The sequence below is a fragment of the Roseateles sp. genome, assembly GCF_046300915.1.
In the GTDB taxonomy this organism is placed as follows: Bacteria; Pseudomonadota; Gammaproteobacteria; order Burkholderiales; family Burkholderiaceae_C; genus Kinneretia.
Genome location: NZ_JBKCLH010000006.1, coordinates 1 through 12,351 on the forward strand (window position 1 = coordinate 1; position 12,351 = coordinate 12,351).

Consider the following 12,351-nt stretch of genomic DNA (forward strand, 5'->3'; position numbering starts at 1 on the left):
ATCCCGCACTGACCTATGCCATCACCAGTGGCAGCCTGGTCGGCGGCGACACCCTCGCCGGCAGCCTGTCGCGCGCTGCCGGCGAGAACGTCGGCAGCTACACCATCGACGCCAGCGCCCTGGCCAACAGCAACTACCTGATCACGGCCCAGAACGGCAGCCTCACGATCAGCGCCCGGCCCATCACCGTGACGGCCGACGCCAAGTCCAAGACCTATGGCAGTGCCGATCCCGCGCTGACCTATGCCATCACCAGTGGCAGCCTGGTCGGCGGCGACACCCTTGCCGGCAGCCTGTCGCGCGCTGCCGGCGAGAACGTCGGCAGCTACACCATCGACGCCAGCGCCCTGGCCAACAGCAACTACCTGATCACAGCTCAGAACGGCAGGATGACCATCAACGAAAGTACCGACTACAACGCTGCGTTGGCGTTGGTTCGAAGTCTGACGGCAAGCACTAGAACCGGTGGCGACACCTCGGCCGGGATCAGCGTCGCCGACCCTCTGGCGGTCCGCACGAGTGCTCTTTCGGGAGCCGCGGAGAGCAACCCTGGCCTGCGTTTCGACGCGGTCACCGACGAGCCGCAAAGCCCATCGCCAGGCGCAATCAGCCCCCCTCAGCGTGATACCCGGTCAGGCCCCTTCCTGCGCGTGCGCGTGCTGCGTGGCGGGATCAATGTGGGCGTCGAAACGCCATCGGCCAATGAACCCCAAGAGATCCAGCGATGACGTCTAGCCCGATGCGAGCGTCTGTGCCACGAATCCTCACCCTCCTCGGGCTCGCTGTCGCCGGTCTGGCACACGCGCAGACGCCGCCCGACGCCGGCGAGATCTTGCTCCAACAGGTGCCGGTCTTGCGTCCGCCCCGGAACACGCCGGACATCCGGATCGAGCCACCTGCACTGGCCAGCCTGCCGACTGGCGGGCCGAAGGTGAAGCTGCAGTCCGTGAGTTTCAGTGGCGCTTCTGTCTTTACCGAGTCCGAACTGCTGGCAGCGCTCGGAGATGTTCGGGGAAATTCATTCGACCTGGCAGGCCTGCGCGGCCTGGCGGAGCGCATCAACTCTCTCTACCGGGCGCGCGGCTACCCCTTTGCCAGCGTCATCATTCCCGCCCAGACCATTGCGGGCGGCGCCCTGCAGATGGACATCATCGAAGGCCGTTACGGCGTCGTGCGAGCTACTGGCGACGCCGCATTGGCCACCGCTGCGCAGGCCTACCTCAGCGGACTCAGGCCTGGCGAGGTGATTGACATGCGCAGCTTGGAGCGGGCCATCTTCGTGCTCGACGACTTGCCCGGCGTGCAGGTGGCCCCCCTTATCCGCCCCGGGCAGGCTGTCGGCACTGGTGATCTGGACGTCGCCGTCGAGCGCTCAGCGCGCTACCGCGGCGGCCTGAGCCTGGACAACCAGGGCAATCGCTACACCGGCCGGGGGCGAGTCAATGCCGCCCTCGACGTTGACAGTCCGCTCACGCTGGGCGACCAGATCAGCATGCGACTGCAGTTGACGGATCACTCGCTGTGGTTCGGCCACCTCGGCTACAGCCTCCCGATCGGCGCATCCGGCTTACTGGCCGAGATCGTCGCCGCAAGGACGGGATACACCCTCGGCAAGGAATTCGCCTCGCTGGGGGCCGGTGGAACGGCCTCGGCAACCAGCGTCGGCCTCTCGTACCCGCTGCTGCGCTCCCAGAAGTTCAACTTGGGCTTGGCCGTCGGATGGCAACACCGGGCTATGAACGACAGCCAGAGCCAGGCTGGCAGCCGCACTGAGAAGACGAGCCGCAGTCTGCCGGTCACGCTGAAACTCGACTGGCGTGACAGTGTCGGGGCTGGTGCTGTCAGTTACGGCAACCTCATTCACACATCGGGCCGGCTCCGGATGGACGACCTCGCAGCCGCGCAAGATGCAATCACGACAGGCAGCGCGGGCCACTACAGCAAGACCAGCCTGGCCTTCGCACGACTGCAGGGGCTGACGCCGGCCCTGAGCCTGCTGGCCAAGGTCTCGGCGCAATGGACGCAGCACAACCTCGACTCATCCGAGAAGCTGTCCCTGGGGGGGGCCAACAGCGTGCGAGCGGCCCCGGCCGGCGACGCCAGCGGCGATCGCGGCTGGCTCACGCAATGGGAGTTGCGCTACACGCAGGGCGCCTGGACACCCTATGCCTTTGTCGACGCGGGTCAGGTCACCCTCAATGCACGACCTTGGGCGGTTGGCCCTCGCAAAGAACGTCGTGCCGGCGCCGGCATGGGGGCACGTTTCGCGCGTGGCGCGTTCTTCTGTGACGCGACGCTGGCCTGGCTCGACTCCGGCCGACCGCCCCAATCCGATCCGCAGGCATGGGTGTCGCTCGGCACGAGCTTCTGAGCGGCCTATTGCGCTTGCTCGAGACCCTGAGCCATGTTGAGACGATCACGTCGGACTGACCCGCTTGGCTGCACCATGATTGGTAACCGTTGACCCACCAGATTGGGCTCGCTTAAGAGGATGGCGGGAGCTAATGGATGGGTCAGCCCTACGCAAGCCGAGCGGGTCAATCAGCGGCCATCGTGAAAGCTTTCAGGTTCGGCGGCTTCAGGCTGGAAGCCGTCGCTGATCAAGGACTGCTTTTTGGTGACTCAGCACTGGCCTACGAGTCCAAACGGCTGCGCACTGCGCTGCCGTCCGGCAACAACACCGGCCTGCAACAAGTGCATGGCGAAGCTGTGCGCCGTCGCGAGCAACTGTTGCGCGCTCAAGGTCCTCCAGCTCAGCGCAAGTCGGCGCTCTGGCTTCGGCGACGACAAATGACTTGTAAAGTTGGGCTAGGTACGATCAATTCCCATGGCCGGCAGACCCTTATTCTTCTTTTGTGACGCCAACACAGTCGTTTACGACACGCACCTTCTGGCGAAGAAGGGCGGGCCTGAGGTTGTCCGCCTGCTTCGCGCGTTGCGAGCTCAGATTGCACTGCCCGAGGTCTCTCGGGCGGAATATCTGACTAACTATTCAAAGGTCGCCTCGTCAGCGCATGAAGCCGCGGAGGCCGTGTTGTCGAAGCTGGAAACGTTGAGCGGACAGCGGGTAACTGCGGCCCTGCCACCGGCCAAGTTCTGGGAGTCGCGCGGCACGCAAATCTTGGACGACCTGAAAGACATCACCTTCGAAATCATCGCCTCGGCGGATCTGAAGGCAGCCGCGCTTGACCGGGCAGTCGAAGGGCGCAAGCCAGCCATGAAGGCCAATCAAGATATCAAGGATTGCTTAATCTGGGAGTGCCTACTAAGTTTGCCAGCAGGGTCGGAACTCATTTTTGCGTCACGCGATATGCGTGCGTTCTACCGCGATCGCAAGTTCGATGAGGCTCTACTGAAGGAGGCGGCCGACCGAGACTTGCTCATCACACCTGTCGACTGCGGCACAGAGGACTTACACGCGGCGGTAAGTATTCTGAAGGACCGGCTTGCCGCCGTGAAGGCGTTGCAACTAGGTGACCTCAGGTTGGGCGAAGAGCCAGATGAGCCTGTTGCGGCCGGGGACGCGGGTCCCGTTGTTGCGCCAGTTCTGCCCGGTGGCATCAAGCAGAACCCGCCCGAAGGACCTGCAGAAGCCGTCAAGCCTGGCGACGACTTTGACATCGTGGGGCCAGCGCGAGTTTTCTTCCGCCCGTTGGAGCAAAAGGCGCTCGGATTCGTCAGCTACCTGGGGAGGGCCGGCAAACAGGAGGCGATCGGTTTGCTCGTGCAGTCCGGTGAAGCGGTCGATGCGGCGCGCAATGTCCTAGAACGGCTGGCGCTGGCCGGAATGATTCGGGACACCGGCAACAACTACCTCCGCGTGGAGGGCGTCCACGCGCTGCGCGCGGCGGAGCTTGTCGAGGAAGAGATGATCAAGCTCACCGGGCTGGGAGGCTGACCCAGTGGATTACGCTACGCGAGTCAAAGTGCTGGAGCGCCTGGCCAAGTCGCAAACTGCTGCTGCCGAGGAAGCGGTGGGTCGGGCCTGCGCAGAAGCTTTCACCGTGCTGCGCGAAGGCTCGCAGTACGACGCGCTTGAGTTCGCGCTCGATGTCCTCGGCATCGTGGGATTTCGACGAAGCAAGGATGCTGTCACCGCGCTGAGCCAATTCCTGCGCACGGTGGAAAACCGGGAGTTGCAGCACCCGGAAGAATTCAGCGGCTGGGGTGCGTCATTGAGCAAGCACCGCGATTCTCACACCCTGATGACCAAGGCAATCAAGGTCACGTCCGGCCTCAGATACCTTGAGACAGCAGCGGTCACAGAGGTGCTTCTCTGGGCTGCAGTCCACCCGGAAGAGTCTGTGAGGAAAGCCGCAAGCGACGCTCTGCGCGATCTTGCGAAGTACAACTTGTCCGTCTTCTACGGCACCGAAGACAAATCGAGGAGAGGCATCGGCGCGGCACCTCAGATGGTGGTGCTGGACACCCTTGAGAGCAAAGTCGATAGCTTTTTGCTGGCGCATTTGGGCGGTGTTCTGACGCTGCTGGAAGGGTTGCTTTCGACCTCGATGGAGTCGGCGAGGTGGTCCTCAACTGCCGTAACGCTTTCGCGTGCGGTCACTCCAGCGGCTGGAGACGTCCCGGCGGTGCGGCGCAGGAGCGTCGACCTTCTAAAGAACATCTACGGCTTCGCTGAGACCAAGCGCCAAAAGCTCTCTGTGATCAGGACGTTGAATGCAGCGGCGCGTGCTGAAAGCCGCTCTGCAGGCGACAAGGACTACGCAGCGATGATTGCGGCCAACGCGAAGGAGGTCCTGGGCCTGTTTGCGCACATCGCCGAGCGTGAGCCGGACTTTCAGATAGTCCAGAAGGTTGAACACGACAGCTACTGGATTCACTTTCACAGTCCCTCGGACGAGGTCAGGTCTGCCGCTCTTGTGGTCAAGGCCATCATCGATGCCAACGCCGAGTACACCATCTATAAGACTCTCATCGGCTTTGAGGGAGTTTTCGGGGAGTGGACAGGGCGTAGAGCGGACGGCTCGTACATCACAGCCGCGCAGGAGCGTAGGGCGGCTGATGCCAAAGTTTTGGCGGCGCGCATTCCCGAAGATGGCTTTGGTGTCTGGAGGCAGCGAATATTGACGTTCGCTCAGACAGAGTCGAACGATATGGCGACCTTCCCGGTCTTCTATGAGTTCCTCTCAGACGTCGCCGGCTCCTATCCGGACTTCGCGCTCGACCTGTTGGTCAACGAGTCGGACCGACTGTCGGCCTTCTTGATTCCAATTCTTCGCGGGGTGTGGGACAGCGCAAAGCAGGCTGAGCTGCTGCTCCTCATCAAGCGCTGGATTGACGACGCCTCCACTGATGCCAGATCGCACCTTTACGCCTGCGCAAAGTTGTTCTTGTCGACTAAGAGCGTCAATTTGGATTTGCTCGAACGCATCCTCGCCAAGGCGGTGGAGCTGAGGGACGCCTATGTGCTCCGCCAGGTGGCGGCAGTCGGCGTTGCTCGGACTCCAGATAGCAGCCAACATGAAGCTCTCAAAGACTTGTTCCTTCATGCCATAAGACACCTGACGGCTCTAGGGGACGCCCGCTGGGTTAGTGACATCTGGTACCGCAAGGAGGTTAAGGAAGTCGTCGCGGAACTCGATAGCACCGAACGACAGGAGGTGCTTAGGAACCTGCGGTTCCTTCCTCAGATCGAGTACCAGGCCGAGGATGTGCTCGCCGTCATCGCGGAGCGGGATCCAAGCGCTGTGATCGACTACTTATGCGCGAGGGTGTACGAGCCAAACGACAAGGCTCAAGAGGCTGCAGACGAGAGCGGCGACATCTACGAAGAGCTTCCTTACCAGTTCCACGCGTTGCATGAGAAGTTGGCAGCAAACGCGCCGATGGTCGTGCAGCGAGTGTTCGAGTGGTATCGCAAGGACTCCACGCTCTTCTTGTATCGAGGAGCGAAGCTGCTTCAGCTGGTTTTCCCAGAGTTCCCTGAGACGTTCCAGGCTTCGCTTGGCAGTCTGATTCGAACAGCGGGTGAGGCGGAGCTGCATTTCGTGGCCAGCGTCCTTCGCGCTTATGACGGCCAGAGCTTCATCCATTCAGTGGCTAAACAACTAATTCAGGAACTTCCGCCAGGCAGCGAGCTACTCAACGAGGTATCAATTGCTCTGCAGAGTACGGGAGTGGTTTCTGGCGAGTACGGGATGTCTGAGGCCTACGAGAACAAGCGCCTTGAAGTCCTGGACTGGCTAGAAGACCCACGCGAGCGAGTCCGGGCGTTTGCTGCGAAGTACATTGCCGATCTAGAAGCAATGCGCGACGATGAGCGCCGCCGCGCCGACGAGTCCATTGCACTACGCAAGTTTGAGTATGGCGAGGAGTAACGGCCGGCCAGACGTCCAATAGGCCACCGCGTGCCGAGGTCGCCTGTACCCCCGTGCGAAATCGGCCGTCGAGAGCGCGCTGCGGCTTCCGTCTCTTCCATACGCCCTAGCCAGTCTTGAAGTTGCTCCGCCAGTCTGCTGCCCTCTACATGCAGGCGAGTACTTCGAGTGAACTGCGGCCGTGTCTGCTCAACACATTGCTCCAACTGACGGCTCGTTGAGCGACCGCTCACAGGCGACGAGTTCTGAAAAGTGGAGGACCGCTCCCGCTGCAAAGCCGCCCCCAGCCAATGCCACCGCTTCGCCCCTCACACGAGTTCTGACATCGCCCCACCCCACAGCCCACTCCTTCGGGCCTTGACCTCTGCCACCAGCTCAGCACGCCGGTGGCAGGCCGGCCAGCGCGGCCGCGCCATCGCGGCACGGAATGCTATGGTCAGCCGGTTTGAGGCGCCGGAACGACCCGCATGACTGCTGAAAGAACAGAGACGATCTTCATCACGGCCGATAGAGACAGCGTCTGCGCCGGAGATGACTGTGAATCCCACGAGCGATCTTTTGTTGCCCCGCTCGGCGCCTTGATGCCCGAGCTGATCCAGCTCGCGACCAGCGCATGCCCGCTGGCTTGCATTGTGGGCGGCGAGGCGACCTGGATTGTTGAGGCGGGCGGCTACGACGGGACGCCGATTGCCGTGATGGCCCAGCAATGGGCAGCGCCGCGATGGCTGGTGCCGATCTCAAGCCGTGTTGAAAGCCTGTTCGCCGATCGCAAGGCGCAGCTGTTCTTCAAGTACTGGTGCCAGGCCAGCCCCGATGCCGTGTTCGAGGCCCTGGCGGCCAACAAGCCACTGCCCAGTCGGTACGGCTGAGCGCGCCCTGACAAGCCGGTGAGCGGCGCAGCACGCAAGGCCTGGCCCCGCGGGCGCCAGGGTCCGAGGGTGTTGCCATGGCGCGTGATGCGCTCGCCCTGACTTACTTCAGCGCAAAGCGCACATTCACCGGCTTGCGGCCCGGCAGCTGCACCAGGGCCACGACCTTGCTGCCGGCGGCGAGCTTGAAGTCGCCCTGGGCTTCCAGCCGCTCGCTACCCACCGGTGCCAGAAGAGCCTCGCGCTTGTCGGCACCGCTGAGCAGGGTGAGGCGGGCGCTGGCACCGTTCAGGGGCAGGGGCTTGCCGTGGTCGCGCACATAGAGCGTGAGCTGGCCGGGGCGGCTGAGCAGCAGCTCGAAGTCCAGATCGCTGGCCTCGGCCACGATGCCGCCATGCAGGGGCTTGTGGTCGTGATTGCCGCCGGCCTGGGCCGCGGTGCCGGCCAGCAGCGTCAGGGCCAGCAGGGGGACGTACAGGTATTGAGGCTTCATGGGGGGGCTTCTCCTTGGTTTGCAAATCGGGGGGTGGGTAGCTGGCTCAGAGCGCCTCGCCCTGGCTGTCGCGCGCCAGGCGCTCGGCGGGGGCGCGGCCGAAGAGCTTGAACATCAGGGGCGTGAGGAAGGTGTCCAGCAGGGTGGCGCTGATCAGGCCCGAGAAGATCACCACCGCCACCGGATGCAGGATCTCGGTGCCGGGGCGCTCGGCCTCGAAGAGCAGGGGCGCCAGGGCGAAGGCCGTCACCAGGGCCGTCATCAGCACCGGGGCCAGGCGCTCCAGCGAGCCGCGCAGGATCAGGGGCGCGCCAAAGGACTCGCCCTCGAAACGCATCAGGTTCACGTAGTGACTCACCTTGAGGATGCCGTTGCGCACCGCGATGCCGGCCAGGGTGATGAAGCCCACCAGGGCCGCCACCGAGAGCGGCTGGCCCGAGAGCTTGAGGCCCAGCACCGCGCCCACCAGGGCCAGGGGGATGTTGCCCATGATGAGCAGGGCCAGCACCGTGCTGCGGTAGCGGCTGTAGAGCACCACGAACATCAGGCTCAGCGAGACCAGGGACAGCAGGCCCACCAGGCGCGCCGCCTCCTCCTGGGCCTGGAACTGGCCACCCAGGGTGATGAAGTAGCCCTCGGGCAGGGTGGTCTGACCCACCACCGTGCGGATATCGGCCACCACCTCCGAGAGCGGCCGGCCCTGGGCATTGGCCGAGAGCACGATGCGGCGGCGCCCGTCGTCGCGGCTGATCTGGTTGGGGCCGTCGCTCTCTTCCACCTGGGCCAGGCGCGACAGGGGCACGCTGCCCAGCGGGGTGCTGATCATCAGCCCCTCCAGGCCGCCGGGCGCGCGCGCCGCCTCGGGCAGGCGCAGCACCAGGGCAAAGCGCCGAGCGCCCTCGCTGATCTGGGCCAGCTGCTGGCCCTCGACCAGGCCTTGCAGCTGGGCCAGCAGCTGCGGCGCGGCCAGGCCGTGGCGGGCCAGGGCCTGGGCATCCACCCGCACCTTGATCTGGGGCGCCAGCACCTGCTTCTCGATCTCCAGATCGGCCAGGCCTTCAATGCCGGCCAGGCGCGCACGCAGGGCATCGGCCTGGGCGCGCAGCTGGTCCAGGTCTTCGCCAAAGATGCGGATGGCGATCTGCGAGCGCACGCCCGAGAGCATGTGGTCGATGCGGTGCGAGATCGGCTGGCCGATGGCGATGGCCGCCGGCAGATTGGCCAGGCGCGCGCGGATATCGGCCTGGATGGCGTCCATGGAGCGCGTCAGCTCGCCGGCCGGCTTGAGGCCCACGTCCAGCTCGCTCACATGCACGCCCTCGGCATGCTCGTCCAGCTCGGCGCGGCCGCTGCGCCGGCCCACATAGACCACCTCGGGCACCTGGGCCACCAGAGCCTCGGCCTGGCGGGCCAGGGCGGCGCTCTCGGACAGGGTGACGCCGGGGTTCAGGCGCATGCCGATCAGCAGCGTGCCCTCGTTGAAGGGCGGCAAAAAGGTGGTGGGAAAAAACGGCACGGCCGCGGCCGCGGCCAGCACCGCCAGGGCGCCCGCCGCCAGGGCGGCACGCGGGCGCTCCAGCACGCGCTGCAGGCCGACCCGGTAATGGGTCTTGAGCCAGACCAGCAGGCGGGTATCGCCATGGTCCAGGGACTTCATGCCCGGCAGCAGATAGGCGTTGAGCACCGGCGTCAGCGTCACCGAGACCAGCAGGCTGGCCAGGGTGGAGACGATGAAGGCCACGCCCAGGGGCATGAAGAGCCGGCCCTCGATGCCCGGCAGGGCGAACAGGGGCACAAAGACCAGCACGATGATCACCGTGGCGTAGAGGATGGCGGAGCGTACCTCCATGGTGGCGGCGGCCACCACCCGCAGCGGGTTCAGGCGCTCGGCCTCGGGGCGGGCGCGGTTGTCCTTGAGCCGGCGCAGCACGTTCTCGATGTCCACCACCGCGTCGTCCACCAGGCCGCCGATGGCAATGGCCAGGCCGCCCAGGGTCATGGTGTTGATGGACAGGCCCAGCCAGCGGAAGACCAGCACCGTCATCAGGATGGACACCGGAATCGCCACCAGGGCGATCAGGGTGCTGCGCAGATTGCCCAGAAAGAGCAGCAGCACCAGGGCCACGCAGCCGGCCGCGGCCAGCAGCTTGCCCTGCAGATTGCCGATGGAGGCCTCGATGAAGCTGGCCTGGCGGAAGGTCACGCGCGGCGTCTCCATGCCGGCGGGCAGGGAGCGCTGCAGCTCCTGCAGCGCCGCCTCGATGCGCTGGGTCAGGGCCACGGTGTCGGCCCCGGGCTGCTTCTGCACGCCCAGGATCACCGCCGGCTGGCCGCCAAAGCCCGCATCACCGCGGCGCGGGGCCGCGGCAAAGCGCACCTCGGCCACCTGGCGTAGCAGCAGGGGCTGGCCGTTGCGGGCGCCCAGGGCCAGGTTTTGCAGATCCTCCAGGGCCGAGCTCTGGCCCAGATGGCGGATCAGGTACTCACGGCCATTGAGCTCCAGAAAGCCGCCCGAGCTGTTGGCGGCATAGCCCTTGAGGGCCGCCTCCAGCTGCTCCAGCGTGAGCCCCAGATCCGCCAGGCGGGCCATGTCGGGCTGCACCTGGAACTGCCGCACCTCGCCGCCGATGGGAATGACCTGGGACACGCCCGGCAGGGCCATCAGGCGCGGGCGCAGCACCCAGTCCGCATACTCGCGCACCGCCATGGCGCTGATGCGGCCGCTGTCCACCGGGATGGCGATCTGCATGATCTCGCCCATCACCGAACTCACCGGCCCCATGCGCGCCACGATGCCCGGCGGCAGACCGCCCTCCATGGCCGCCAGGCGCTCGGACACCATCTGGCGCGCCCGGTAGATCTCGGTGCTCCAGTCAAAGGTGATGTACAAAAAGCTCAGCCCGGCGCTGGAGCTGGAGCGCACCCCCTCCACGCCGGGGATGCCGTTCATCGCGGTCTCCAGCGGAAAGCTGATGAGCTGCTCCACCTCCTCGGCGGCCATGCCGCCGGCCTCGGTCATCAGGGTGACCGTGGGCTTGTTGAGGTCGGGAAACACATCGACCGGCGTGCGCATCATCGTGAACAGGCCGTAGGCCATCATCACCGCGCCCAGAATCAGCACCAGCAGGCGGTTGGCCAGGCTGTTGTCGAGTAGCCACTTGAACATGACAGGCTACCTTTTCTATCAACGGATCTGGTTGAGCAGGACGGCGCCCTGCACCACCACGCGCTCGCCGGCCGCCAGGCCCTGCGTCACCGCCACCCGCGCGCCATCCAGGGGCTGGACCGTCACCACGCGGGGCTCGTAGCGCTCGGCCGAGTGCTTGACCCAGACGATGGGCTGGTTGGCCGGGTTCTTCTGCAGCGCCGCGGCCGGCAGGGCCACGCCCTGCACCTGGCTCTGGGTCTGCACCACCACCTGCAGGGGCTGGCCCAGGGCCAGTTTGTCCAGTCCGGCAAGACCTGGCCCCTCAAGCTGGAACAGCAGTGGCAGGGCCTGCTCGCGCAGCGCGCGTGCCGCACCCACCAGGCGCAGCGGCAGGGCGCTGCCGCCCACGCTCACATGGGCGCCGGACACATCGGCGGCCAGGGCCGGGTCAAAGGCCAGGGCCTCGACCTGCAGGCGCGCCGGGTCCACGATCTCGAACACCAGCTCGCGGGCGTCCAGCACCTGGCCGGCCACGGCATGGGCCGCGGCAATCTCGCCGCTGGCTGGGGCCAGCAGGGCCTCGCGGCCCGAGAGGCCGCCGCCCACCGCGGCCATGCGCGCGCTCAGGCTGGCCAGCTCGCTTTCCAGGGCCTCGATCTCGCGGCGCGGCACGCTGTCGGCCAGCTCCTTCAGGCGGGCCAGGCGCTTCTCGGCCAGGCTGTGGTTGGCGCGCAGCTCGGCCAGCTGGGCGGCCTGGGCGGCGCGCTCCAGGCTGTCGCTGGCCGGCTGCACATAGGCCAGCAGCTCGCCCTTGCGCACGCGCTGGCCCAGGCTGGGCAGGCCGCGCGGGCCGGCTTCCAGGCGGCCGGCCTGCATGGCCTGAACCTTGCCACCGGCATTGGGGTCCATCAGCACCTTGCCGTTGAGCGTGAAGGCGCGGGGCAGGGCCTGGACCTCGCCCACCTGGGTGCGCAAGCTCATCTGGCGCTGGGCGGGCTTGGGCACAAAGACGCTGCCGTCGCTCTGGCGCTGCGGGCCCTTGGCGCTGGGAGCGGGCGGGGCGTCGCCGTGGTCATGGCCGGGGCCGGCCCAGGCGGCGGGCAGGCTCAGGCTCAGGGCGAGGCTGGCGGCCAGCAGGGGAATCAGGGCGGCGCGGCTCATGCGGCGACCCTCCGCTGACGGCCCAGGCGCAGGCCGGCACCCAGACCCAGCAGGGCCAGGGCGCCGGCGGCGATGAACTTCCAGCGCGAGCTCTCGGGCGCTGGGGCCGGCTCGTGTGCATGCAGGTCCAGCTCGCCCGCCAGCAGATCGCTCTCGCGGCCCGCCAGCACGGTGGCCGTGACCGGGATCAGGCCGGGCTGGGGCTCGCGCTCCAGCTGCACGCTGAACTCGCCCTCGCCCTTGCCTTCGCCCTTGGGGACGGGCTTGAGCGTGACGCCGCCGAAGTCCAGCTCCAGCGTGGCGCCCTGCACCGGCGCATTGCTGGCCGCATGGTCCAGATAG

At 66.1% G+C, this 12,351-nt stretch carries 9 protein-coding genes and 1 pseudogene; 6 read left to right on the plus strand and 4 right to left on the minus strand.

What is annotated here, in order from left to right:
* The 6 genes from ACK5F2_RS00235 to ACK5F2_RS00260 all read left to right on the plus strand — a co-directional run.
* Positions 1 to 728, plus strand: a 728-nt coding sequence (locus tag ACK5F2_RS00235) for an MBG domain-containing protein (protein ID WP_409861941.1), incomplete at its 5' end; no start/stop codon positions are given.
* A 23-nt stretch (positions 729 to 751) separates the two neighbouring features.
* Entirely contained in the window at positions 752 to 2,371 is a 1,620-nt protein-coding gene (locus tag ACK5F2_RS00240) for a ShlB/FhaC/HecB family hemolysin secretion/activation protein (protein ID WP_409861943.1), read from the plus strand.
* Between the two features lie 137 nt (positions 2,372 to 2,508).
* A complete protein-coding gene (locus ACK5F2_RS00245; protein WP_409861945.1) occupies positions 2,509 to 2,859 on the plus strand; it encodes a hypothetical protein in 351 nt (116 codons plus the stop codon).
* On the plus strand, positions 2,828 to 3,898 hold the full coding sequence (locus tag ACK5F2_RS00250) for a PIN domain-containing protein (protein ID WP_409861947.1): 1,071 nt from the start codon (positions 2,828 to 2,830) through the stop codon (positions 3,896 to 3,898). Before ACK5F2_RS00245 ends, ACK5F2_RS00250 begins: the two co-directional genes overlap by 32 nt.
* 28 nt (positions 3,899 to 3,926) lie before the next feature.
* Positions 3,927 to 6,338 carry a hypothetical protein gene (locus tag ACK5F2_RS00255; protein WP_409861949.1) on the plus strand — a complete coding sequence of 804 codons (2,412 nt, stop codon included), beginning with the start codon at positions 3,927 to 3,929 and terminating at the stop codon, positions 6,336 to 6,338.
* 467 nt (positions 6,339 to 6,805) lie between these two features.
* Complete coding sequence (locus ACK5F2_RS00260) at positions 6,806 to 7,207, plus strand: hypothetical protein (RefSeq protein ID WP_409861951.1); 402 nt, start codon at positions 6,806 to 6,808, stop codon at positions 7,205 to 7,207.
* A gap of 103 nt (positions 7,208 to 7,310) precedes the next feature.
* Here ACK5F2_RS00260 and ACK5F2_RS00265 read toward each other — a convergent pair whose 3' ends face one another.
* From ACK5F2_RS00265 to ACK5F2_RS00280, 4 genes and pseudogenes are all read right to left on the minus strand, one after another.
* A complete protein-coding gene (locus ACK5F2_RS00265) occupies positions 7,311 to 7,700 on the minus strand; it encodes a hypothetical protein (protein ID WP_409861952.1) in 390 nt (129 codons plus the stop codon).
* 46 nt (positions 7,701 to 7,746) lie between these two features.
* Positions 7,747 to 10,866, minus strand: a complete 3,120-nt coding sequence (locus tag ACK5F2_RS00270; protein WP_409861954.1) for an efflux RND transporter permease subunit — start codon at positions 10,864 to 10,866, stop codon at positions 7,747 to 7,749.
* Between the two features lie 18 nt (positions 10,867 to 10,884).
* Positions 10,885 to 12,009 carry an efflux RND transporter periplasmic adaptor subunit gene (locus ACK5F2_RS00275; protein WP_409861955.1) on the minus strand — a complete coding sequence of 375 codons (1,125 nt, stop codon included), beginning with the start codon at positions 12,007 to 12,009 and terminating at the stop codon, positions 10,885 to 10,887.
* A pseudogene (locus tag ACK5F2_RS00280) lies at positions 12,006 to 12,351 on the minus strand (hypothetical protein); the annotation flags it as partial. The gene ACK5F2_RS00275 and the pseudogene ACK5F2_RS00280, both read right to left, overlap by 4 nt.